Origin of the sequence: Vibrio sp. MOR3, from assembly GCF_001557775.1 — a bacterium.
Lineage (GTDB): Bacteria > Pseudomonadota > Gammaproteobacteria > Enterobacterales > Vibrionaceae > Vibrio > Vibrio jasicida.
Map to the genome: position 1 here is coordinate 664479 of NZ_LNRD01000001.1, position 24472 is coordinate 688950.

Annotated in this window: 19 protein-coding genes; 16 read left to right on the forward strand and 3 right to left on the reverse strand. The window is 45.7% G+C overall.

The annotated features are described in order from the left end of the window. Positions 1-273 precede the first annotated feature (273 nt). The 7 genes from cyoA (at position 274) to ATB76_RS02985 (ending at position 7443) form a co-directional block, all read left to right on the forward strand. Complete coding sequence (gene cyoA, locus ATB76_RS02955) at positions 274-1155, forward strand: ubiquinol oxidase subunit II (RefSeq protein WP_081094885.1); 882 nt, start codon at positions 274-276, stop codon at positions 1153-1155. Positions 1156-1160: 5 nt separating this feature from the next. Beyond that, the gene (gene cyoB, locus ATB76_RS02960) at positions 1161-3197 is read left to right on the forward strand and encodes a cytochrome o ubiquinol oxidase subunit I (protein WP_061034577.1); all 2037 of its coding nucleotides are present in this window, start codon (positions 1161-1163) and stop codon (positions 3195-3197) included. After that, positions 3187-3786, forward strand: a complete 600-nt coding sequence (gene cyoC / locus ATB76_RS02965; RefSeq protein ID WP_061034578.1) for a cytochrome o ubiquinol oxidase subunit III — start codon at positions 3187-3189, stop codon at positions 3784-3786. The genes cyoB and cyoC overlap by 11 nt, the downstream gene beginning before the upstream one ends. Continuing rightward, complete coding sequence (cyoD, locus tag ATB76_RS02970) at positions 3786-4097, forward strand: cytochrome o ubiquinol oxidase subunit IV (RefSeq protein ID WP_005443825.1); 312 nt, start codon at positions 3786-3788, stop codon at positions 4095-4097. Before cyoC ends, cyoD begins: the two co-directional genes overlap by 1 nt. An 8-nt stretch (positions 4098-4105) precedes the next feature. Beyond that, positions 4106-4978, forward strand: a complete 873-nt coding sequence (gene cyoE, locus ATB76_RS02975) for a heme o synthase (protein WP_042605322.1) — start codon at positions 4106-4108, stop codon at positions 4976-4978. A 133-nt stretch (positions 4979-5111) separates the two neighbouring features. Continuing rightward, positions 5112-6128: a GIY-YIG nuclease family protein gene (locus tag ATB76_RS02980; RefSeq protein WP_061034579.1), complete on the forward strand. Its 1017-nt coding sequence runs from the start codon at positions 5112-5114 to the stop codon at positions 6126-6128. 220 nt (positions 6129-6348) lie between these two features. Next, on the forward strand, positions 6349-7443 hold the full coding sequence (locus ATB76_RS02985; RefSeq protein WP_061034580.1) for an NADH:flavin oxidoreductase: 1095 nt from the start codon (positions 6349-6351) through the stop codon (positions 7441-7443). 63 nt (positions 7444-7506) lie between these two features. Here ATB76_RS02985 and ATB76_RS02990 read toward each other — a convergent pair whose 3' ends face one another. Next, positions 7507-8403, reverse strand: coding sequence for a LysR family transcriptional regulator (locus ATB76_RS02990; protein WP_045461823.1), 897 nt, complete (start codon positions 8401-8403; stop codon positions 7507-7509). Positions 8404-8558: 155 nt separating this feature from the next. Here ATB76_RS02990 and ATB76_RS02995 point away from each other — a divergent pair, with 155 nt between their 5' ends. The 9 genes from ATB76_RS02995 to ATB76_RS03035 all read left to right on the forward strand — a co-directional run bounded on the left by ATB76_RS02995 (position 8559) and on the right by ATB76_RS03035 (position 21178). Further along, positions 8559-8957 (forward strand): RidA family protein, encoded by a 399-nt coding sequence (locus tag ATB76_RS02995; protein ID WP_009704646.1) that lies wholly within the window; start codon positions 8559-8561, stop codon positions 8955-8957. A gap of 98 nt (positions 8958-9055) precedes the next feature. After that, the gene (locus ATB76_RS03000) at positions 9056-10516 is read left to right on the forward strand and encodes an aldehyde dehydrogenase family protein (RefSeq protein ID WP_061034581.1); all 1461 of its coding nucleotides are present in this window, start codon (positions 9056-9058) and stop codon (positions 10514-10516) included. Positions 10517-10583: 67 nt separating this feature from the next. Then, complete coding sequence (locus ATB76_RS03005) at positions 10584-11576, forward strand: membrane dipeptidase (protein ID WP_045405162.1); 993 nt, start codon at positions 10584-10586, stop codon at positions 11574-11576. Between the two features lie 107 nt (positions 11577-11683). Next, positions 11684-13288 (forward strand): BCCT family transporter, encoded by a 1605-nt coding sequence (locus ATB76_RS03010; protein WP_038866535.1) that lies wholly within the window; start codon positions 11684-11686, stop codon positions 13286-13288. Positions 13289-13405: 117 nt separating this feature from the next. Further along, on the forward strand, positions 13406-15142 hold the full coding sequence (locus ATB76_RS03015; RefSeq protein WP_061034582.1) for a hypothetical protein: 1737 nt from the start codon (positions 13406-13408) through the stop codon (positions 15140-15142). After that, positions 15139-15870, forward strand: coding sequence for a DUF3726 domain-containing protein (locus ATB76_RS03020; protein WP_038866531.1), 732 nt, complete (start codon positions 15139-15141; stop codon positions 15868-15870). The genes ATB76_RS03015 and ATB76_RS03020 overlap by 4 nt, the downstream gene beginning before the upstream one ends. An 831-nt stretch (positions 15871-16701) precedes the next feature. Further along, on the forward strand, positions 16702-19044 hold the full coding sequence (locus ATB76_RS03025; RefSeq protein WP_061034583.1) for a M4 family metallopeptidase: 2343 nt from the start codon (positions 16702-16704) through the stop codon (positions 19042-19044). 71 nt (positions 19045-19115) lie between these two features. Next, positions 19116-20642, forward strand: coding sequence for a M28 family metallopeptidase (locus ATB76_RS03030; RefSeq protein ID WP_061034584.1), 1527 nt, complete (start codon positions 19116-19118; stop codon positions 20640-20642). A gap of 143 nt (positions 20643-20785) precedes the next feature. Further along, entirely contained in the window at positions 20786-21178 is a 393-nt protein-coding gene (locus ATB76_RS03035; protein ID WP_005443841.1) for a nuclear transport factor 2 family protein, read from the forward strand. 85 nt (positions 21179-21263) lie between these two features. On the opposite strand, the gene ATB76_RS03040 is transcribed toward ATB76_RS03035, so the two are convergent. Then, positions 21264-22058, reverse strand: coding sequence for a glycine betaine ABC transporter substrate-binding protein (locus tag ATB76_RS03040; protein ID WP_061034585.1), 795 nt, complete (start codon positions 22056-22058; stop codon positions 21264-21266). 169 nt (positions 22059-22227) lie between these two features. Next, complete coding sequence (locus ATB76_RS03045) at positions 22228-24447, reverse strand: hypothetical protein (protein ID WP_061034757.1); 2220 nt, start codon at positions 24445-24447, stop codon at positions 22228-22230. Positions 24448-24472: the final 25 nt, after the last annotated feature.

The following is a 24472-nucleotide window of genomic DNA, read 5'->3' on the forward strand; positions in this document are numbered from 1 at the left end:
ATATCAATATTAGCTTTCATAAATGGAACGTTAGTTTCCATCTGTGGCTAATGAGCTTTCCTTTTTCCCTCCGCATAATGCGCTCGAATGTAACAATGTATTTCAAAGTGTAACAATAAACTCACGTTGTGAGTGTGGTTTTAACCATCAAGCAACTTGATACCTCCCACCAAGAAGTCCATTGCTGCACAAGCTCAACACAAAAATATTCTAATGACCAAGACAACCAATCGCAGGGCTTGCTCTGTTGTTGGCTAACCATCGAGAAAGTTAATGGAAGCTTCAAGATACAAACGCATCTTAGCGAGGATAAGTTTGGCAGGAACCATTCTTATGCTTTCAGGGTGTAACTCTGCTCTACTTGACCCGAAAGGTAGTATTGGCGTTCAGGAAAAAGAACTGATCATTACAGCGCTTTTACTGATGCTGATTGTCGTGATCCCCGTGATTTTAATGACAATCTATTTTGCTTACCGCTACCGAGAGTCGAACACTGGCGAGGAATACGCTCCAGAGTGGGCGCACTCGACCAAGATCGAAGTGGTGGTGTGGACGATTCCAATCATCATCATCGCGATTCTGGCAACCATCACTTGGCGTTCTACTAACGAGTTAGAGCCATCCAAGCCCATCGCAAGTGACGTCAAACCCATCACCATTGAGGTGGTGTCACTCGACTGGAAATGGCTATTCATCTACCCAGAAGAGAACATTGCGACAGTGAACTACGTGGCGTTTCCGAAAGATGTTCCGGTTCAGTTCAAACTAACCTCAGACAACATCATGAACGCGTTCTTTATCCCGCGTCTCGGTACTCAGATTTACGCGATGCCAGGCATGGTGACCAAGTTGAATCTGATTGCTAACCACACTGGGGATTACAAAGGCTTTGCTTCTAACTACAGCGGTAAGGGTTTCTCGCAGATGAAATTTACCGCAGCAGTAATGGAAGATCGCACTGCATTCCTGAATTGGGTACAGCAAGTGAAAGCCAGCCCTGATCGAATCGAAGACTGGGAGCAATTCCGTGCGCTTGCATCACCTACGGTGGCGGAGCCTGTGAAGATGTTCTCTAGTATTCCACCATTTTTGTTCACCGACGTCGTGACCCAGCATCCGGGTTCAATGAACTGTTTGCCGGAAAATCTAGGATAATCGCAATGTTTGGAAGATTAACACTTGAATCAATCCCTTATCACGAGCCGATTATTGTCGTCACTCTAGCGGTGATCGCGATCGTTGGTTTGACTGTCGTTGCGGCGATAACCAAAGCGGGTAAGTGGCAATACTTATGGAATGAATGGTTTACTTCGGTAGACCACAAAAAACTAGGCTTCATGTACATTGCTGTGGCAATGGTGATGTTGGTTCGTGGCTTTGCTGATGCGGTCATGATGCGTAGCCAACAACTGCTTTCTGCGGCAGGTGAGACCGGTTATCTACCACCACATCACTACGATCAAATCTTTACTGCCCATGGCGTAATCATGATTTTCTTCGTGGCAATGCCGTTGGTGATTGGTTTGATGAACATCATTGTACCGCTGCAAATTGGAGCGCGTGATGTGGCATTCCCTTACTTAAACAACCTGAGTTTCTGGCTGTTTGTTGTGGGCGTGATCCTCACCAACATGTCACTTGGCTTGGGTGAGTTTGGTCGTACTGGTTGGTTGGCGTATCCGCCGCTGTCTGGTATCGAGGCAAGCCCCGGAGTTGGGGTGGATTATTGGATATGGGCGCTGCAAATATCTGGTGTCGGTACCACGCTGACAGGCGTGAACTTCTTTGCAACTATTTTGCGCATGCGTACGCCGTCTATGCCAATGATGAAGATGCCAGTGTTCACGTGGGCGTCCCTGTGTGCCAACATTCTGATCATCATTTCATTCCCAATCCTAACTGTAACCATCGCGCTACTGACGCTGGATCGTTACATCGGCACGCACTTCTTCACCAATGATCTTGGTGGCAACGTAATGATGTACGTCAACCTGATTTGGGCATGGGGTCACCCAGAAGTATACATCCTGATCTTGCCTATTTTTGGTGTGTTCTCAGAGGTAACGGCAACCTTCTCACGCAAGAAGCTATTTGGTTACACCTCGCTAGTATGGGCGACCATTGTAATTACGATTTTGGCGTTCGTCGTTTGGCTGCATCACTTCTTCACCATGGGCTCAGGTGCAAATGTGAATGCATTCTTCGGCATCGCCACCATGATCATCTCTATCCCGACCGGGGTGAAGATCTTCAACTGGCTATTCACCATGTACAAAGGGCGAATCCGCTTTACCACGCCGATGATGTGGACAGTTGGCTTCCTGATTACCTTCTCTGTAGGTGGTATGACGGGCGTACTGATGGCGGTTCCGGGCGCGGACTTTGTTCTGCACAACTCAGTGTTCCTGATTGCGCACTTCCATAACGTAATCATTGGTGGTGTGGTATTCGGTTGTTTCGCGGCAATCACTTACTGGTTCCCGAAAGCGACAGGTTTCACCATGAACGAAACATGGGGCAAACGTGCATTCATTTGCTGGATTGTTGGCTTCTTAATGGCGTTCCTACCGCTTTATGCTCTGGGCTTTATGGGCATGACGCGTCGTTTAAGTCAAGATCTTAACCCAGAGTACTTCCCACTGTTGGCAGTTGCTGCAGCGGGTACGGCAGTGATTGCGCTTGGCGTGGCTTGTCAGTTCATCCAAATCTACGTGAGTGTTCGTGACCGCGAGCAAAACCGAGACCTAACAGGTGACCCATGGGGCGGTCGTACCTTTGAGTGGGCGACGTCTTCACCACCGCCGTTCTACAACTTTGCGCACCTACCAAAAGGTGATGTCCTAGACGCGTTCTGGTACCAAAAGCAGAGTGGCGAATTCGATCCAACCAAAGAAGTGGAATACGAACGCATTCACATGCCAAAGAACACACCAACAGGTATTTATGTTTCTGCATGGGCATTGGTATTTGGCTTTGCGATGATCTGGTACATCTGGTGGTTAGCAGCAGCAAGCTTTGTTGGCATCATCGTTACGTGTATCCAACACAGCTACAACGACGACGTGGATTACTACGTTGAAGTAGAAGAAATCAAAGCGATTGAAGCGGAGCGTCGAGCTCAACTTGAAGAAGCGAAGAAAAACGAAGTGAAAGACAACGATAAGAAAGACGATCTGGAGGTGACTTATGCAAGCTAATGTTGCGGTTCACGACCACGATCATCACCATGATTCTGCCGGCATTAAGCTGTTTGGTTTCTGGATTTACCTAATGAGTGACTGTGTATTGTTTGCGACCTTGTTCGCGACTTACGCGGTACTAGAAAGCGGCTCTATTGCGGGTCCCACCGGTAAAGACATTTTCGAACTGCCGTTCGTGTTTGTAGAAACCATGTTGCTGCTGTTCAGTAGTATCACGTTTGGCTTCGGCATGATTGCGATGAAGCGCAAAGACGTTGCAGGGTTAAAGCGTTGGTTAAAAGTGACCTTCTTACTTGGTGCTGGCTTTATCGGGATGGAAGTGTATGAGTTCCATCACCTGATTGTTGAAGGCTATGGTCCACAACAAAGTGCGTTTCTATCTGCGTTCTTCACTTTGGTTGGAACACACGGCCTGCACGTAACCTTTGGTTTGATCTGGCTAGCCGTGTGCTACCACCAACTTTCTACCAAGGGTTTGAACGATAACATGTCGATGCGATTCCAGTGCTTGAGCTTGTTCTGGCACTTCCTAGACATCGTTTGGATTTGTGTATTCACAATCGTTTACTTATTGGGGGTTATGTAATGGAACAACATCTAGATACAGGTGCCTCTGATTACGTAAAAGGCTTTATTGCGTCTCTGATCCTGACCGTGATTCCTTTCTACTGTGTGTGGGCGCAAGTGCTGCCAGATACCGCGACTTATGCCGTGTTATTTGGTTGTGCGATTGTGCAGATCTTCGTGCACTTTAAGTACTTCCTGCACATGGAAGTGAAAACGTCAGAAGGTCAGTGGAACGTGGTGTCACTGATGTTTACCGCCATCGTTGTGTTGATTCTGATCGCTGGTTCGATCTGGATCATCTACAACATGAACGTCAACATGAAGTTGTAGGCTAGGGCATGCTGAAAAGTTATTTGTCTATTACTAAACCGGGCATCATTTTCGGCAACCTGATTTCTGTTGCGGCGGGGTTCTTCCTCGCCGCAAAATCAGAACCCGCTAACTTTCTGTTGTTGCTGACAACGTTAGTTGGTGTCGGGCTTGTGATTGCATCAGGATGCGTGGTGAACAACATCTTCGACCGCGATATCGACCAAAAAATGAAGCGCACACAAAACCGTGAATTGGTGATGGGAAACATCAACATCGACGCGGCGTTTGTTTACGCTTTGGTATTGCTGTTGAATGGCACAGCGTTACTGTTTCAACTTGTGAATCCGCTCTCGGCTGTGGTTGTACTCTTGGGTTACGTGTTTTACGTCTTCTTCTACACCATGTGGTACAAGCGAAATTCAGTCTACGGCACCTTAGTCGGCAGCATTTCTGGCGCGGTTCCTCCGCTGGTGGGCTACCTTGCTGTGACGAACTACATCAGCTTAGAAGCGATCTTACTCTTCATCATGTTTTGTCTCTGGCAGATGCCGCACTCCTACGCGATTGCCATGTTCCGCATGCAAGATTACCGTGACGCAGGCATTCCAGTACTTCCTGTTAAAGAGGGGATCGCTAAAGCGCATCAGCATATGAAAGCGTACGTGGTTGCTTTTGGTGTAGTTGCTATCGGATTGTTTATGTTGGGTGAAGCTGGGTACGAGTATTTAGCGGTCTCGGCAGCGGTGTGCTTTATGTGGACACGGGTTACATTCCAAAAAGTGAACTACAACAACTATATCCAATGGTCCAAAGCGGTGTTTAAGGTGTCGTTATTGGTCGTAATGAGCATCAGTGGTGTGCTTGGTTTAGAGTTGATTCCACTGCCGTTTATTCATTAATTAGTTTTCTTGAGCACCCAGATTTTTAATAGTTTAAGTCAGTTTCAATTTGGAGAGCTTATATTTCGTGAAAGTATTATGAATTCATAAATGTTAGCTTTACACGATAGATAGTTTTACAAATCAAAAAGAAATGACTCAAAAAGAAAAAGGCTATGTTTATATTCTCGAAGTAAAGGACATTGACTTGCCGGTGTGCAAAATTGGAAAAACAACGCGGCATCCAGATACACGGTGTTTAGAGATAAATAGAAGCTCGACTGGCGACTTTAAATGGTCCGTTTTTAGTTTCAAAGCAGTCGATGATTGTAACGGCTTCGAGTCGTTGATTCATAACAAGCTTGCCCCTTTACGACAAAAGGGGCGAGAGTTTTTTAACTTAACGCCAGAAAACGCACTGAAAGCAATAACATCAATATTTCAGAATCAAAGGGACATACACGAAATAAGCAGTGACTCTATAAACGTCGAGAGAGCTAAAACAAAAGATGAAGGTAAAAAAGAATCAGATATAGATGACGATGAGTTATTTAGAGCTTTTGAATCAAAGTTAGACCTTAGTGCTAGAAAGTTTGGGCAGAAGAATAAGCCTGTTTATGGTGTCAGTGACGGAAACCGAGGTGTTCAATGGAATTTATCAGTCAATAAAATAAACGACCAGATCTGTTTGGGTGTCAACCTAGAAGGTATGAAGTATATAAACTGGCCAATTTCGACGTTTATTCAAAACGAGCTAGCTTCACCATCCATTCAAAACGTTATTAAGGATATCGACGGGGCGAATGAAATATTTATCTGCTTTACGAGAGATGCGTGGCAGGTAACTTCAAGACCAGAGATAGTTGAAAAGTATATTGGTAAGCGAGCATATACATTCTCTGAGCTGAATACTGAAGTGTGGGAGGCCTTGTTGGCCGAAAGTCTTGAGTGTTTAGATAAGACTTCAAAATATCGTGGTCGGGCTATTCAATCAGTTACATTGGTCGACAAAAATGGCAAGGAAACAGAGAGGGAGATGGGGGTATCACCACATCTAACGATTTGGCTAGAAATTAATCCGGAGTCTCCTTTAGCGAACTTAAATGAAGGCTTTGAAAGGCTAAGAAATGTATATGAATGGGTCAGTTCTAAAAGTTGTTCAGATGGTTAAGAAACGCTTTTTTGTAATATAATTGTCAACACTCGTAAATCTCACCAAACCTTAATCCAGATTAAAGTTTTGCCGCAGTTTCGGCGGTAAGGTTCGCGTCGCTCATCGCACTGAACAGAAATTCAGAGAAGGAACAGCCATGCTTTGTGTATCGCTGTTCCTTTTTCGTTCCTGCTCGGTAGTGATGTATCTAAAAAGACAGATTTTAAGAGGACTGGACTTGAGCATTTTGTTTTCAGAAGCCCGCATTGGCAACATGACACTAAAGAACCGCTTTGTACGTAGTGCAACGTGGGAAAATATGGCGACAGAAGACGGTCACATGACCGAGAAGTTGTACGACATTTATGAAGAACTTGCCAAAGGTGAAGTGGGGCTGATCGTTACCGGCTACGCAAACATCGTAGAAGAAGAGAAGCCGAACGCAGGCATGGTGGGGATCTACAACGACTCTTTCATCGATGAATACAAAAAGCTGACTGACCTTGTCCACGAACATGACGCTAAGATCGTCATGCAGATCGCTTACGGCGGCACAAAAACGACCTTCAACGTTGGCGAGCGTGTGATTTTTGCTCCAAGTGAAGTGCCAGAGCGCGGCACCAAAACTGAAGGCAAAGCGATGACTCAAGATGAGATCGACTACATCGTTAAAGCATTTGCGCTAGCGAGCAAGCGTGCACAAGATTCTGGCTTTGATGGTGTAGAAATTCACGCGGCGCACACGTACTTGATCAACCAGTTCTTAAGCCCATACTACAACCGTCGTGAAGACCAATACGGCGGTAGCCTTGAGAACCGCATGCGTTTCCTTATGGAGATCTATGCCGAAACACGCAAGCTAGTTGGTGACGATTTCCCGATTCTGGTGAAACTGACAGCAACAGAGTTCTTCGATGGCGGTTTGACGTTCGATGAAACGCGCATTGTTTGTAAGAAGCTAGAAGAAGTGGGCGTGGATGCGATCATCGTATCGGGTAACATTCATGGCAATGCAAGCACCATGGTAGGTGAATCGTTCGACGGTTACACGCTACAAGAAGAAGGCTACTTCCACGAGTACGGACAAGTGATCAGCCAAGATGTGAACGTTCCGGTAATTACCGTAGGTGGCTTAAACGACTTCTGCGCGATTGAAGACTTGGCTGAAAACACTAAGATTCAATTCTTCGCGCTTTCTCGTCCGTTATTGGCAGAGCCACAATTGATCAAGCGTTGGAAAGACGGTAACCGCGCCGAAGTGGACTGCGAACGTTGCTCTAAGTGTCGCACCAAGCGCGGCAACTTCTGCGTGGTTTACAAGCGCAGAAAGTAACGTGTTCTGACGCATGAAATTTTAAAAAGCCCCTGATGCTTAACGTGTCAGGGGCTTTTATGCTTATGAAGTTTCGACTTCTTCTTGGTAGTTCAAGTAATGAATGCACAAATCATGAAACGCTTTTGCCTGAGGGGAGATGGTTCTATCCGTCAGAGTAAAGATGCCAACTTGTCTTTCTAAAGGTGGATCGATCAGTGGAATCCAAACCAGTCGAGTTTCGTTGGTCGGGAACGCTAATTTTGGCAAGGTGGTGACACCAATACCAAGCTCAAGAACTGAGAATAAAGACGTGATGTTTTCAACAGAATACAAAGCTTGTTCACTTAGTGCGCGCGCAGGCGTGGGATCGAGTAGGGTGCAAGTTCCGTTGCGAATAAAAGGTTGTTCTAACAGCGTTTGCCACTCAATCCCTTCTGGATGCTGAGCGATAGGGTTATCCTTCAAACACACCACGCCAATGGGGTCAGAGATTAGCGGGGTAAACTCGATACCGCCTTCGTCTAAATGTGATGGGTTACCCAGCGCTAAATCGACTTCTCCTGATAACAAACGCGCTTCGACCCCAGCGGCGTTATCATCAATCAAGCTGACTTCTACATTCGGGTGCTGTTCGCAGAATGCACCAAGCACGCTAGGGATCAACTTGGCTGCAACAGAAGGGACACTGGCGATGCGTACTCGACCTTGTTGGCCCGCGGCGGCGGCTTTCAAGTCATTATCCAATGCACTGTAGATGTTGAGAAATTGAATAATTTTAGGCAAACAGATTTCACCGAAGGGAGTGAGTTTGGATTTGTTGCCCGTTTCAAACAGCGTTTGCCCTAGGTTTTTTTCCAGTTCTTTGATCGACGTTGACAGCGCCGCTTGCGAGCGGTTCGCTCTATGTGATGCCGCTCGAAAACCACCTTCCTCGACCACCATCACAAAATGCTTTAATTGTTGAAGCTTGATACTCATGGCGAAACCTCTGCAATCCCTTTATTTACCTTAGTCTTAATAAGGTGATAGATTTTTCTTATCAAATGTAAAAAATTTACCGTTCGATTTATCGCCTGTCAATGTGCAGTATTTAACTATCTTGAAACAAGGTTGTTACAAAGGTTGAAAGGCACGTGAATACTTCTACGAAAAAATACCCAGTCAAAACCGCATTGTTTGCTTCTAAAGCACCACTCGAGTGGGCCATCGTTAACAATGGCACTTTATACACGGCACAAATTCCGATTGATGATACAGGTGCTGTTGTAGAGGGTGGTATCGAAGCGCAAACACGCCAAACCTTCAATAACCTCGTCCATACTTTAGAGTGCGCGGGTGAATCGTTAGACTCCGTTTTACAAGTACTGATTTACGTGACTGATCGTGAATATCTCAAAACGGTTAACCAAGTGTACGCGGAGTATTTTGAGGCGCCTTATCCAAACCGTGCCGCGATGGTGGTAGCAGGATTAGCTCGCGAAGAAATGCTGGTGGAATTTGTGGTGTACGCATCGGCGAGCCAGCCCGAGTAAATTATAAAAGCACAGAGCCAATACTTAGTTGGTTTTGTAAGTCAGATTAATGAACTGGTGGAAGACCACTGGACGTCAGGAAGAACAAGGACAGAACAATGACTTTTATCAATAATGTTCAAGCAGAAAAATCCCTCTATATTGCAGGCGAATGGCAATCGGGCGTTGATACGGTTGCCAACATTAACCCTTCAGACATCAGTGAAAATTTAGGTCACTTTGCACAGGCGAGTGGAGCGCAAGTAGAGCAAGCGATTCAAGCTGCTAAAGTTGCACAGCCCGAATGGGAAAAAACGCCAATTGAGCGTAAACAAGCGGTATTGCAAGCAATCGGTGATGAGTTGATTGCCCGTTGTGATGAACTTGGTACGTTGCTTTCTCGTGAAGAAGGTAAGCCTTTTGCAGAAGGTCGCGGTGAGATCTACCGTGCTGGTCAATTCTTCCAATATTTTGCGGCTGAAGTGCTGCGTCAAATTGGCGATAACGCGGCTTCCGTCCGTCCAGGCGTTTCCGTTGAGGTAACTCGCGAAGCCGTTGGCGTTATCGCCATTATCTCTCCTTGGAATTTCCCAACCGCTACGGCTGCATGGAAAATCGCGCCAGCGCTTGCTTTCGGCAACAGCGTCATTTGGAAGCCTGCGAACTTAACGCCAGCAAGTGCGGTTGCACTGACTGAGATTATCCATCGTCAAGGCTTACCTGCAGGCACATTCAACCTTGTGTTGGGCAGTGGCTCGCAAGTAGGTAACACGCTTATCAACTCGAAAGACGTAAATGGTGTGAGCTTTACTGGCTCTGTTGATACCGGACGTAAAGTAGCGGCAGCAACGGCACCGAATTTTGTCCGCTGTCAGTTAGAAATGGGCAGCAAGAACGCACTTGTGGTTGCCGACGATGCAGACATTCAAATTGCAGTTGAAGCAACCATTGCAGGTTCTTTTTCTGGTGCAGGTCAGAAGTGTACCGCGTCATCTCGTCTCGTCGTCATGGATGGTATTCACGATGCTTACGTTGAAGCACTGATCAAACGAATGAGTGAGCTTAAAGTCGGTCACGCTTTAGAAGACGGTGTGTTCATGGGACCCGTTGTGGATGGAAACCAATTGAATGCGAACTTCGAATGGATTGAGAAAGCACGCCAAAGTGGCGCAGAGTTAGCATTCGGTGGCGAGCGTTTGAACTTGGAGCATGACGGTTTCTACATGTCACCAACCCTTTTCCTCAATACGCAAAACAGTTGGGAAGTGAACCAAGAAGAAGTGTTCGCACCGATGGCGAGTGTGATTCGAGTCTCTGATTTGGATGAAGCCATTGCTGTAGCGAACGATACTCGCTTTGGTTTGACGGGCGGCATCATCACACAAAGCCTTCGTAACAGCGCCATCTTCAAACAGCAGGTACAAACTGGTTGTGTGATGGTCAACCTACCAACCGCGGGTACGGATTACCACGTGCCGTTTGGTGGTCGTAAAGAGTCGAGCTTTGGTCCACGCGAGCAAGGTCAGTACGCGAAAGAGTTCTACACCGTGGTGAAAACCGCTTATCAACGTCCTTACTAAGTGAAATAGGGCAGCCGAGGATTCCGCTGCCCAACCTTAAAGGCTCATTAACGTTTAAGGAGTGGTTATGTACCAACAACGGATTGTGATTGACGGGTTGCAGTACTGCAATTGGGATCGAGAATACTTCCAAACGCTGAAGGCGAGCGGTATTACGGCTGTACATGCAACGATCGTTTATCACGAAAATGCACGAGAAACCTTAACTCGCTTTGCCGAATGGAACCTGAGATTCGAACAAAATGCAGACCTGATTATGCCTATTTACTCGATGGCTGACGTCGAGAAAGCAAAGGTCGAGGGTAAGGTTGGTGTCTTTTTCGGTGCGCAGAACTGCTCCCCAATTGACGATGAAATCGGCTTAATAGAAGTCATGCGTCGCCAAGGTTTGCTGATTATGCAGCTGACGTACAACAACCAAAGCTTATTGGCGACGGGGTGCTATGAGCAGAATGACTCGGGTGTCACACGTTTCGGTAAACAAGCCATCGAAGAGATGAATCGTGTCGGTATGATCATCGACATGTCCCACAGTGCAGAGCGCTCAACGTTGGAAGCGATAGACCTTTCTTCTCGCCCAATTTGTATCAGCCACGCGAATCCAACCTTTGCTCACGATGCGCTGCGCAACAAATCGAATACCGTCATCAAAGCACTCACCGAACGAGGTGGTTTGATTGGCTTTAGTTTGTACCCATTCCACTTACCAAATGGTAGCCAGTGCACACTTGAAGATTTCTGCCAAATGGTCGCGAAAACTGCTGACCTGTTCGGTGTGGATCATTTAGGTATCGGCAGTGATCTTTGTTTAAACCAACCACAGCAAGTGCTTGAGTGGATGCGCAACGGTCGTTGGTCGAAAGCTATGGATTATGGCGAAGGCTCAGCAAACAACTCTGGTTGGCCAGATGCGTTGCCATGGTTCAGCGGCAGCAAAGGCATGGAAAACATTTACAACGGCTTAATGCGCCACGGATTTACTGAATCCGAGGCAGGAAAAATTCTGGGTGAAAACTGGTTCAACTTCCTCACAGAAGGTCTGGAGGCAAGAGAGAGCTAACCCAACTAAACAAGGAATAGCCCGTTAAAAAACAATAATAGGCGGGTGTTAAAGTCACTGTTTGTAGCCGTTCAATGGCAGCTGCAATGAACCTCTGGAGTCAGAGTATGTCTGATTTAACCAATAGCGTGAAAGCTTCAACGATGAGCGTGCCATCAAAGAAGTCACAAGCAAATCACAACGACACAACAGCAAAAGAAAACTCACCTGATAAGTTGGGGCTTAGTAATCCCGCACTTTGGTATAGCGGCGGCTTTATTGCCCTGTTCGTTGCCATCGCACTGTATGATGGAGAACTCCTTTCAACACTGGTTAATACTGGATTCGCGTGGTCGGTAAAAGTCTTCGGTCCATATTGGCAATTACTGCTTCTTCTCACTTTTCTTATTGGTCTTGGTTTGGCAGCAGGGCGAACAGGCAAGGTGATGTTAGGTGGAACGACCAAGCCTGAAATGGACGGCTTCCGCTGGATGGCAATCATCTTTTGTACCTTACTAGCGGGTGGTGGTGTCTTTTGGGCAGCTGCAGAGCCAATTGCGCATTACGTGAGTCCGCCGCCATTGTATGGCCCACAAGAAAATCCACAGCAAGGTGCGGTGAATGCCTTATCACAGTCTTTCATGCACTGGGGATTCTTAGCGTGGGCAATTGTTGGCAGCTTGACGTCTATCGTGGTGATGCACCTTCACTACGATAAAGGCTTGCCGCTTAAACCTCGTATCTTACTTTACCCAATATTGGGTGAACGCGCACTGAAAGGCCAAACAGGTGCTTTGATTGATGCGTGCTGCATCATTGCTGTAGCGGCAGGGACGATTGGTCCAATCGGCTTCTTAGGTTTGCAGGTTAGCTACGCGTTAAATGTGCTATTTGATATCCCAGATGGCTTTACCACGCAATTGATCATCATTTTGTTTGCCATCGTACTTTACACCGTTTCAGCATTAAGTGGTCTGAATCGTGGTATGCAAATGCTTAGCCGATACAACGTAATATTGGCAATGGCGTTGATGGTTTACATCCTGATATTCGGTCCGACAGATTTCATCTTTAATGCTTATATTCAAGGTGTAGGTAGTATGTTGGACAACTTTATCCCAATGGCGACCTACCGTGGTGATGAAGGTTGGTTGAGCTGGTGGACAGTGTTCTTCTGGGGATGGTTCTTAGGCTATGGGCCAATGATGGCGATCTTTATCGCACGCATTTCCCGCGGTCGAAGTATTCGTCAATTGATTACGACCATCAGTATCATCGCGCCGCTTACGACGTGTTTCTGGTTCACCATTGTCGGTGGCTCTGGCCTAGCGTTTGAGATCGCAAACCCTGGCAGTGTCAGTGCCGCGTTTGAAGGCTTTAACTTACCTGGGGCATTGCTTGCGGTAACACAACAACTGCCAATGCCGATGCTGATTTCTATCTTGTTCTTGATTCTTACCACCATCTTTATCGTAACGACGGGTGACTCGATGACATATACCATCAGCGTCGTCATCAGTGGGGAAACGGAACCGAATGCCATCATTCGTACTTTCTGGGGTGTCGCGATGGGTGTGACCGCATTGATTTTGATTTCGCTGGGGTCTGGCGGTATCTCTGCCTTGCAATCTTTCATTGTCATTACGGCAGTTCCTGTGTCGCTTATTTTGCTGCCATCACTTTGGAACGCGCCACAAATTGCTATCAAAATGGCAAAAGAACAAGGGTTATAAGTCGCTAAAAAGCGATAACCCATAACTGATAAACAATAACGTGGAGCTTGTGCGGGTGGTTCCTCCTGCATCCGCATAAGTCTATATTCTTACAATAAAAAATAGGTGGTGAGCAAAATGGATGCACATCGTTCTACTTACACTGAAACAACACTACGCGACGCTGCTATTGTCATGGCGCCAGAAAGGCTAGGGGCTATGCACCAAAATCGAATTAGCTTTGTACGAAGCCTGATTCGTAAAATGGCGAGCCAAGAGTGGCAAGTCAACAAGCATGAATGGCAACTTTGCCCTAGAGGGTTTGGTCATGTGATCTACAAACTGGCGACGCCAGAATACGTTTATCATTTGGTTGTCTTCTGCGATGAAATTGCCGATGAAGAGCGTAATGACCGAGTCATTGCAGAGAAATGGGACGTGACATTCGCGTTAGTGAAAGGCGACGTAAATGTCGAACTTTTAGAGCAGTTAAGAGCTAATGTTCCTTTGCAGGAAGCCGGACGAAACCCAAATAATGTATTAGTTTTAGCGCGAGCGAATAAGAGCGTGCGCGTGTTTGAACATATTGTTGCGGCGTTATCTAAAGGTCAACAACCCGAGCCGAAAGAACTGGCGGAAGTAGGCTACATCCTACGTACGACCGCGGTGTATGGAAATGGTAAGTTTGGTATTGCAGATTTCAAGTTGCTTGAGAACAATCCCGATTTCAATCAGTCGTTCAGTGCGCAAATGTGTGCCGTGTATCTATTGCGTGAGTTCAGCCTAGATTGGGTTCATTACTTAGCGCAACAACAGGGTGGCGATAATGCCATCGCACTACATCGTGGGTTACAGCGCTATCTTGGTGTGGGGAACGCAACAGGACTGGGCATGGCACCATACCTTATTAACCATCCTTGTATCGTTGACCAATGGATGACGTCGCGTGAACGTGCTATTGCTCAAGTGTGTGCGATGCCTTGCGAGACTCAGCAAGAATCGCCACTAAACGCGTTATTGGCAAAAGCGCAGCGCCACTTAGAGCAAGTGATTACCATCAATCAACATCAAGACCAATTGAATTATAAAGCGATAGAAGACATTAAAGCGTTACAAATTAATCTAAATGCTTTGATTTCGAATCACATCAATTGGGGAGGCTTGATCGAACAAACGACAACAATGAGTTTGGAAGCCCAAGAAATCCTAACATCATGTTTGATCGAGCTGTACCCGTCTTTGGTGGACGAATTTGAGAACCAAATGAATACCGATGAATCTTTGTCGATTCCGGGTGGGAAGTGTGTTCAAGATGTTCTTCAGGTGCTAGAAAGCAAATATCGTTGGTCTATTGATGCCGATTACACACTGTCAGAAAATAACTATTGGTTTTGGTATCGTTCACAAGATAAAGAAGAGCCGCGAATGGGAGTTCGAGGTGAGGAGATTGGTGAAGAGCGAGAGCTGCCACTGGATATAGGTCGACAAGTTAATCGCTACTACCATGCATTGTTGAAATGTCTGCCTGAAACATCACTTGCGGAATTCTTATTGCAAAATCCGCAATACCGAGCGATTACACGACGAGTATGGACCCTTGGTAACCGTGAAATGGGCGACATTCAAATGAATGTGCTGCGAGAAGATGCGCTGCCAATGCATTTGCTACGCTGCAAGCTAGCTGTGTTTGGCGCGACCAAGTTTGACCCGCGTTCAGACCGATGGGTGCGCGTAACCTTCTTCCAAGGCGCGCCGCTCTTGGATGAGGTTCGTGACCCAGCTTATAACGATACATGGATCTTTCCCATCATGCCCGAGCGTGAAGAAATCGCGCAAAGTGACAATCAACAAATCAGTGGAGGTTTTGCATTATGATCGTCTCGCATAACGAGCTGGTAGCAGCAGTAAACAAAGCCTTTCTTGGTATGCGTCGCCATTGTGGTGAAGCCGATGTGATTGCCAATATGGTTGCCGATTTACAGATGGTTGGTTTGAATGGTGTTCGTCACTTTAACAACGCGAGTTTATTCCTTAATTTGGACTCCGATTGTGCAGTGACTATTACAGGAAATACGGATTCAAGCATCGAAATCGAATTGCATAATGGTAGCGTCGCATGTCATCTGCCTGCAGTGTTGGACTTTGCACTTGAGAAAATGATTAACACGAAATCGGTCACCATTACACTCAAACAATGTCACAATCGATGGTTAGCATACAGTGAGCTCGCAAGGCTTTCAGCAAAGGGGATTGCCTGTCGTGCTCAATGGGTAAACGGGACTAGCCCAAAACGCACCTTGTATGTACTTAACCGAGGGCATATTGCACCAGAGGTTTTTTTCTCTGACCAAGTGGAAGATCACAGTACGGATTACCACAGCATGACAATTGAGCTCTCCGTCAATGATTTTGATATCGAAGCAAGCTCACAAGGGTACTCCATCCACATAGAAGGGGAAGAACTGAGCCGTGCACAAAAGCAATCTTGGGACGAGGGTATTGCTGTCGAAGATGCCGAGTGGGAGACGTTAAAGCAAACTGCTACGGTTTTCCTTGTCGAGAACAGTGAACGTTCTATTCAAGGTGCAGGCGAATTAGTTTGATATTGATGCATTAACGAATAAAAGTGTGAGGTTACCCAAGGGTAGCCTTTTTTATTTTCTTAACGTTGCTCTCTTCCTTAGGTAACTCCACCGTTGTTAATATTATTAAATATAACGGACTTGGGTGGTTATATTTATTATCCACTTTGTTTGATTCTGTCCTATCAATAAACATAGTCTTTGTTTTTAATGGTTTTAATAAATCTATCCTTTTACCTCTTGTTTAAAACCTGTTTGTTATTATCTTATTTGTAATTTATCTATTCAGAGTTATTGTTTTTATATTCTCTATGTTGACTACTTTCGACTAATGACCTTTATTTTAATGTGGATTATAGTGGTTGGTATCTACTTTAGTATTACTTAGTCATTTAAATTAAACAGTCTTTAGTGCGATTATAATCATAATCTCAGTGGTGGTTTTTAATTGGGATGGCATTCATTCTGAATTTAAGAGTGATATTTGATTATTGGTTTTTGTATTTGAAATTATAAAGTCAATTATGCTAACTTAACCGCTTGGTTCAGTATTGCCCCTCCTTATGTATTTCTAATCATTTAGTGTTAGTAGTATGCCTTATTCATAACTGGATAAAACAAACAATATTTTTAAATAAAAATATCTAGTGATAAAAATAATATTTCTTCATTTTATAAATGAGATCTTCTTTCCTAAAAAAAGACCTTGTCATAAATTTGTAATTTTTATTTTTACCAGTTGCATGAATTTATTTAATTGATGTATCACAACTATTTTATTGATTTTAATTATCGACTTCGGTGTGTTTTTTTCTGATAGATTCGACTCGAATACATCAAGGAGATAGATAAATGAAAATCAAGAAACGTCTGATAGCTATCGCTGTTGCAGGTGTAATGACGATGTCAGTACATGCAGGTGAATCAGTCACACTAAATAAGCCAGTGAACTTTACCAACTTCTCTGGGCTTAATTCACAATTGGGTGTTAATAATGCATCGAGCTTTAAACAGGTTAAGAGCATTCACCTAAAAAAACGCGGTGTTTATAAGGTAAAGATTCAGCAAAATGTCTGGGGTATTCCTGTCTGGGGACATTCACTGAACGCAACCCAAAGCTTTAAAGGCGGCGCTTTAAAGGCCGTGCAAGGCAATTATTTACGTGTAAACGATTTAGACCGAAGCTTTGTAAAGCCTAAATTGAACCGAGCAGAAGCGTTAAAAGTTGCGTCAAAGAACCTTGAGAATAAAGGTATCGCAGGCAAGTTTCTAAGAAATGTCGAAGATGAGTTATTCATTTATCAAGATGGCAAACAAACGCGATTGGTTTACGTAGTTTCCTACCTGCTCGCAAACAGCCTTCAACCTTCTCGCCCATTTACCATGTTAGATGCGCACAGCGGCGAAGTTATTGATCGTTGGGAAGGGATTGCTCATGCGCAAATCGGTACAGGCCCTGGTGGTAACGAAAAAACAGGCATGTATGAGTATGGCACCGACTATCATTACCTCGACGTACAAGAAGATGGCACCAACTGTGTAATGGAATCGGAGAACGTTGTCACGGTTAACTTAAATGGTGCAACTGAAGGTTCTACACCATACAGTTATGAGTGTCCGCGCAATGAATTCCAAGAAATAAACGGTGCTTACTCTCCACTGAACGATGCTCAGTACTTTGGCAATATCGTATTCGACATGTACAAAAACTGGTTCGATACTGCGCCACTTACTTTTAAACTGATGATGCGTGTTCATTATGGAACGGGTTACGAAAACGCGTTCTGGGATGGCCAAGCAATGACGTTTGGTGACGGTGAGAGTTATTTCTACCCATTGGTCAGCCTTGATGTCTCAGCTCATGAAGTGAGCCACGGCTTTACCGAGCAAAACTCGGGGCTGGTTTATGCCAATCAATCTGGCGGTATGAATGAAGCCTTTTCAGATATGGCTGGCGAAGCTGCCGAGTTTTACATGAAGGGCGAGAATGACTGGATGGTCGGCAAAGACATCTTTAAAGAGGATGGGGCATTGCGTTACATGGATGATCCTTCACGAGATGGCTCTTCCATCAACCATGCACAAGACTACTATGATGGTTTGAATGTGCATTACAGCTCGGGTGTTTTCAACAAAGCCTTCTACCACTTAGCAACGACATCGGGTTGGGATACCAAAAAGGCGTTTGAATTGTTTGTGCTCGCGAACCAAATCTACTGGTCACAAGATAGTGACTTTTGGCAAGGCGCATGTGGCGTCAAGAACGCAGCAAACGACTTAGGGTATGACGCCTCTGCGGTTATGGAGGCATTCGGCATTGTCGGTGTTGAGCCATGTGCTGAGCCGCCACTGCCGCCAGAGCCAGAATATCAGCGTCTTGAAAACGGTCAATCAGTGACCGTAGATGGCGCAACTGGGTCGAAAACCTATTTTGATATCGAAGTGCCGGAAGGCAAACCTCAACTTACGATCAATCTAACGGTGCCAAACGGTGACCCAGACATTTACGTTGGTTTAGATTACGCACCAAGCTCGAATGAAAACATTTGTTCTAGCTTGTCTGTTAGTGATGAAGTTTGTGTGATTGAGAACCCAGAGCAAGGTCGCTATACCGTGAACGTATTTGGTTACGCTGGGTATGACGGTGCAGAGCTAACGGCAACGTACGACGATAGCAGTGCAAACCTTCCTCCAGTAGCCTCGTTTGATCAGTCTGTCTCTGGCAAAACGGTGACACTTCATAGCACCAGTAGCGATAGCGACGGCAGCATCGTTTCTTACCAATGGAGCCTAGGTGACGGTAGCGCTCAAACCGGCGAAGTGGTGACGCACACTTATGCGGCAGCAGGTGATTATGCGGTGACGTTAACCGTAACGGACGATGCAGGCAGTGCCACATCAACCACACAAACGGTGACGATTGAAGAAGGTCAAACAGATGCGTTCCCGCTGAAACTCAACTTCGGTAACAAGTTCCCGAATGGTAAGGCTCGTGTGAAGCTGTCTTGGAAGTATGACACTAACGATTACTTCATTGTTAAACGTAATGGCAAGAACGTAGGTGCAACAGACTTTAAGTCTTACGTCGACCAGTTTGAGCATAACGGCACTATCGACGTGGAATACCAAGTGTGTACTTCGGGCAACGTATGTTCTGAAACCAAGCGTTACCGATTCATCAAACCAAACAAATAACAACGCAATAGCAAAGGGCTCCAGACGGAGCCCTTTTTTCGTCAGTAAGGTTAGTAAAGGAAAATACCAACATGAAAAAGAGTCTTTTAGCATTGGCATTGTTGAGCTGTACGTTGAACAGTAGCGTCGTCGCAAACGAATTGACCGATCAAGGCCAAATTTGGATCACCACCGATGCGGATGCGGTGCACCTTATTACCAAACACGGAGCGACAGTTTATTCTGACTTCTTTGGTGCTCGTCCCGCCGTGGTCGCAAAAATATCGCCAGATCAATTAGCGACGCTATCCAGTCACATGCACCATGAAAAACATCGCTGTGGTGGTTATATGGTGCACCCAGACAAAGCCAGTGCATTGAAAGCTGCAACCATGCCAACCACATTGAAGGCGTTTAACAAACCGATGATCAGCCATCATGACACGGTTGACGCTCTCATCAATCAAGTAGAGCCGACGAACTTGGTGAAGACCATAGAAGGCATGACGTCATTTACCAATCGTTTTTATACCACCGCTACGGGTGTTGAAGCCTCTGATTGGTTGCTGGCGCGTTGGAGCCAAGAAATTGAAGGTGTCTCTTATGCTTCTGCGGAGCAAATTTCCCATCGCGGCTACCCACAAAAATCTGTCGAAGTGACGTTGCTGGGAGCGAAATATCCCGAAGAAATTGTTGTCGTGGGTGGGCATCTCGACTCTACAGCTGGCGCATGGACAGAAGAGGGAACCATATCTCCGGGTGCTGATGACGATGCTTCTGGTATTGCAACGGTGACTGAGTCACTTCGCTTAATGATTGCCAGCGGTATCCAGCCAGACAGAACCATCAAATTCTATGGCTATGCCGCGGAAGAAGTAGGGCTGAGAGGCTCGCAAGACATCGTTGAAATGCTGAAAGACAAAAAAGCCAACGTGCTATCCGTGTTGCAATTAGACATGACCAACTACAGCGGTTCTGCGCATGATATTACATTCATCACCGATTACACCGATAGTAACTTGACGGCATTTCTGTCTGAGTTGATTGACGTGTACACGCCTGAAATCACCTACCAGTTTGATCGCTGTGGCTATGCATGTTCTGACCATGCCTCCTGGCACAATGCTGGTTATCCGGCGGCCATGCCATTCGAAAGTTTGTTTGAAGACTACAACCCGAATATTCATACCCAATTTGATACGTTGGAAAATTCAGACCCGACCGCCTCGCATGCCAGTAACTTTGCAAAGCTTGCTATCGCCTATTTGATTGAATCAAGCATGGATAGCACGACTGGCGTGACCCCCTTACAAGATGGTGAGCCCGTTGAAAATTTACGAGCAGGCTATGGAGAGGAGCAGTTCTTTAGTTTTGAAACTCAAGAGGAGGGTAAGGTGACCATTTCCTTGTCTGGGCCAAGAAGTGGCGATGCGGATCTTTTTGTGAAATACAACGATCAAGTGTCAGTCAGTAACTTTGATTGTCGTCCATTCCAAAATGGGAGCAATGAACAATGTGTTCTAAATAAACCCGCAGGGACGTTCAGCATTATGGTGCGAGGTTATCGCAATTTCGACCAAACCAGTCTTGTTGCAAGGTTTGAAAAAACGACCAACTGATCGTAAGGAGCACTTCTCATCAAACTCTAGAATGCCGCATGACACAGTGCGGCGTTTTTGCGAATTCGTTACGAGGGAGATGCTCCGCGCTTTAATTCTCAACTACGCTTTGTAGACGATCGCGAGTTGAATAGGAGAAAACCATGAGCACCTTGCAAATCGATATTGAAGAGAACAAACGCAATGCCATTGCTTTCTATGAAATGGCATATCGAGGAAACCCAAGAAAAGCGGTCGAGCTTTACGTAGGGGACGAGTATATTCAGCACAACCCATTAGTGGGTAATGGCCCTGATCCTTTTATCGCTTACTTCGAGAGAATGCAGGAAGAATACCCAGAGAAAGACATTACGTTTGTTCGCGCAGTCGCAGAGGGCAATTTAGTGGCGCTGCATACGCACCAAACTTGGCCTGATGACGTGGAATACGTAACGATGGATTTCTTCCGCTTTGATTTAAACGGCAAGATTGTCGAGCATTGGGATGCCTTGCAAGAAATCCCGAAAGAGTCGGCAAACGGGAACACCATGTACTAACCTAACATGCTTTGCCATGCAATTTAGCAATGGAGTAACGTAACAATGTAAGCAAGGCAAAGCACTATAAATCGCGTAAAGCTTGTTAGCGTTGGTTGTCTAACCACTCACGTGTCACCGCGTCTAACTCTCGTCCTTCACGACTAATTTTGTAATCCAATTCCGCAATGATGTCGTTTGAGAAACGTAACGCGTCCAGTCTATTCAACTCATCTTGAGTAAATTTATCTGATTTGTCTTGGCGCAATAGCAAAACGGCTTTATCGACAATACCCAGCAAACCTTTTGGTTCTGCGATTTCTCGAATTGCGTACTTATAGTGAAGAAATTGAGGCTTCCAAAGTGGCACGACAACCCACTGTTTGTTCTCTACCGCCTTCTCAAATGCAGTAAAGCAATCTTCTTCCGTCCCCGTATGGAAACGGTAACCTGCTTCGGTCAGAGCGTATTCGTCCATCATCTTAATCGAAAAGCGCGTAATGCCTGCGCCAGTGTTAATGCCTTGAATATCCGAATTCATCTTCGCTACGACTTCTGGTTTTGTCAGGTCGCTTACTTCTGATACCAGTTCTTCCGGCACGTAATCAGGCACACACCAAAGCGCGTAAGGCTCGTAGTGTAAGCCCAACTCTAGCAAGGGTTGTACTTCTTCTACCGATGCTTTGTAAATGCCGTGACTTGATGGTAACCAAGCCGAAGAAAGCATATCGATTTCACCGGTTTTGAGTTTTGAAAAGTTCTCTTCATGCGGAGAGTAAACGCGCTCAACCTCAAAGCCCATATCATTGAGCACGTGACTAACAAGAGAAGCGGTAACGCGGTGAAAAGAAAGGTTAGTGACACCAAGTTTTATCGTTTTTGACGCGTGAGTACCAGTCATATTGAAATCCTTACTATAGAGCAGTGCGAAGGAGAGTCATGCACTGCTTTGTGACGGAAATAGTAGGCTTGCGGTGAAGAAGGATAAACAGCGCTGTCTTTGAGTCACTGTCAAAAATGATTTGATAATGACTGTTGGTAGGGCAGGAAGAAGGATTAAAAAACTATTATCAATACAGCAAAAACAGACCTTCGTAACCACCGATTTCGATTTGCGATACATACTCACCAATGTCGCCGTTTCTATCTACTGGTCTCATTGGCTTATCTAAATGGATGGTGATTTTCGGCGCTGAGAAATAGTCTGCACTTTTACCGAAAAAGTCAGTGCGATATAACACACGGCCTTTGCTGAACTCACGAGCTAACACCATTTCTGTTGGGCCTTGAGGGACTACATTGGTTTCTGACTGATAAGCAAAGTATGTATAGGTAGGCAATACGTAAGCTAACCCATCAGGAAGATCGGCATGAACGACTTCATTCATAGTTGAATCACCAATGACGGTGTAATCCGAAGGAGTAGGCGTGCTGGTGGACATCATCAGTGGGATGGCCTCTGCGCCCTCAGGTAGCTGATTGGCGGGCTCTCCCAAGTCAACAGCAAGTAAGGTACTTGGTTGATAGGCAATATTCTTTGGTATGCCTGCCTTCCAGAAGTTATCACCTGTAGTGTTATTACTTCCATATAGGTAACCATTGTTCCACTGATTAAAGTAACTGCCATCAGGGTGATGATTTAAGTAAAACGCCGCCAGTGCAGAGTATTGGTCCTGCTTCCAGTTATCTTCAGTGTTGCCAAAGTACTGAACTCGACCATAACGCGTGGTCGCTTGATAAATCACTTTCTGACCCGCTTTGGCGAGTGCAGAGTTATCCCAAAACTTAGCTAAACCAGCATAGCCACTAAAGCCAGTAGAAGGGAAAAGGTAGTGCTCGCGTAAGTACAAAGAGCCAGCTTCAACCAAATGGTTTTGTCCATTACGGCCGAATAAGTTTGCCGTGCCGATGTTGAGGCCAATTAACGCATCCGCACCCAGCGTCGCCAGTTTGTTTAAAAACGCCGAGAATTGCGCTTTGTAAGCATCGTCAGCAACTTGGCTACCCGCCACCAAACCAAGTTCACCCACTGTACCACCGGAATAAACGTAGAACTGATTTGCTCCGAGTAACTTATTCGTATCGTCGTTGTACGCACCGTTTAAACCTTGCTTCGCCCATTCAGCTTGGTAATAGTGGTGCATAGCGTTGGCAAAGTCGGGGTTGCCGAGATTGGTTAATGCCCAAGAAGAGGTTTGGTTCCACATACGACCAAATGGAATAACACGTGACTCCCAACGAAATCGTGCTGTCGCATTCTTATTCGAACGGTTTTTGTATTCACTCCAAGAAAGATAATTGTCTTGGTTGAGATCCGCAGATTTGTCGAAGCCACGAATTTTGCGCCAGCGTTGAATGGCTTGACCTTCAGGTGTTGCCGTTGGAGCATCGGTCAACTTAACGGTTTGGAAGCTGTTTTTGAGCTTTACTTCTTTTAGACGAGGGCGATTCTCGATGTTTTCGTCCTGCCAGGTAATTTTCGCAACGTAAAGACGGCCGCCATCGCGTATAAAGGTGGAGCCAAAGTACTGACCACCACCATAGGTTTGTCCGCTGCCATCGTGTGTTGTAGCGCGAACCCAATCCGAAGGAACAGACCAGTTTACCGTTTGGTTTTTGGTCATGTTTTCGGTTTTGTCTTTCTTAATATTGACGCTTTTCCATTGCGATACTTGACCAAATGCATTGGCGGCAGAAGGGTACTCAATCTTGAAAGTGCCGCCTTGAGCAAACTGAGAGAATTTAAATACTAAGCGGTCGAACTGCTCGGAATGGTAGACATACAATGCGCCACCATTATTGGTTTGTTCAAACACATCTGCATCCCAAGGCGGTTGCTGGTAGAGCGAAAAACCGGCATGGTCGGCACTTGCTGTATAACCGACAATCATTGGTTTTCGATTGAGCAATGTGTTTTCACCATGGGTTTTATCGACTTCTGCAATGATGGTGTCTTCAGAAAAATGCAGAAAGTAATCTTCGTAATCGATGCCATTTAAGTCTGCTTGATTACGAATTGTGTTTTCCAGCCAACTCGAATTGAGCTCTAGTTTTTGGTTGTACATGTAACCAATGGCGTTGACGCGTTCGTTATCACTTTTGTTTTGATAAGCACCAAATACAACATCGGCATTATCCAACTCCCATTCAAGTGCCGCGGCAGCGGAAACAGGAGTATCTCGCAAATCGATACCTTGCTCATGTAGTCCGGGTAATATGACCGCAGTGCTGGCCAAAATAGTAGGCGAAAGAAGGCTCAAAGAACCGAGCGCAAGACGATATGGCTTCATCATTGATTTGTCCCTATCAAAAACG

What these genes read in the sequence shown, in the direction of transcription:
- cyoA (WP_081094885.1), top strand. Translation starts at nt 274, where the DNA reads ATGGAAGCTTCAAGATACAAACGCATCTTAGCGAGGATAAGTTTGGCA.
- cyoB (WP_061034577.1), top strand. Translation starts at nt 1,161, where the DNA reads ATGTTTGGAAGATTAACACTTGAATCAATCCCTTATCACGAGCCGATT.
- cyoC (WP_061034578.1), top strand. Translation starts at nt 3,187, where the DNA reads ATGCAAGCTAATGTTGCGGTTCACGACCACGATCATCACCATGATTCT.
- cyoD (WP_005443825.1), top strand. Translation starts at nt 3,786, where the DNA reads ATGGAACAACATCTAGATACAGGTGCCTCTGATTACGTAAAAGGCTTT.
- cyoE (WP_042605322.1), top strand. Translation starts at nt 4,106, where the DNA reads ATGCTGAAAAGTTATTTGTCTATTACTAAACCGGGCATCATTTTCGGC.
- ATB76_RS02980 (WP_061034579.1), top strand. Translation starts at nt 5,112, where the DNA reads ATGACTCAAAAAGAAAAAGGCTATGTTTATATTCTCGAAGTAAAGGAC.
- ATB76_RS02990 (WP_045461823.1), bottom strand. Translation starts at nt 8,403, where the DNA reads ATGAGTATCAAGCTTCAACAATTAAAGCATTTTGTGATGGTGGTCGAG.
- ATB76_RS03000 (WP_061034581.1), top strand. Translation starts at nt 9,056, where the DNA reads ATGACTTTTATCAATAATGTTCAAGCAGAAAAATCCCTCTATATTGCA.
- ATB76_RS03005 (WP_045405162.1), top strand. Translation starts at nt 10,584, where the DNA reads ATGTACCAACAACGGATTGTGATTGACGGGTTGCAGTACTGCAATTGG.
- ATB76_RS03010 (WP_038866535.1), top strand. Translation starts at nt 11,684, where the DNA reads ATGTCTGATTTAACCAATAGCGTGAAAGCTTCAACGATGAGCGTGCCA.
- ATB76_RS03015 (WP_061034582.1), top strand. Translation starts at nt 13,406, where the DNA reads ATGGATGCACATCGTTCTACTTACACTGAAACAACACTACGCGACGCT.
- ATB76_RS03020 (WP_038866531.1), top strand. Translation starts at nt 15,139, where the DNA reads ATGATCGTCTCGCATAACGAGCTGGTAGCAGCAGTAAACAAAGCCTTT.
- ATB76_RS03025 (WP_061034583.1), top strand. Translation starts at nt 16,702, where the DNA reads ATGAAAATCAAGAAACGTCTGATAGCTATCGCTGTTGCAGGTGTAATG.
- ATB76_RS03030 (WP_061034584.1), top strand. Translation starts at nt 19,116, where the DNA reads ATGAAAAAGAGTCTTTTAGCATTGGCATTGTTGAGCTGTACGTTGAAC.
- ATB76_RS03035 (WP_005443841.1), top strand. Translation starts at nt 20,786, where the DNA reads ATGAGCACCTTGCAAATCGATATTGAAGAGAACAAACGCAATGCCATT.
- ATB76_RS03040 (WP_061034585.1), bottom strand. Translation starts at nt 22,058, where the DNA reads ATGACTGGTACTCACGCGTCAAAAACGATAAAACTTGGTGTCACTAAC.
- ATB76_RS03045 (WP_061034757.1), bottom strand. Translation starts at nt 24,447, where the DNA reads ATGAAGCCATATCGTCTTGCGCTCGGTTCTTTGAGCCTTCTTTCGCCT.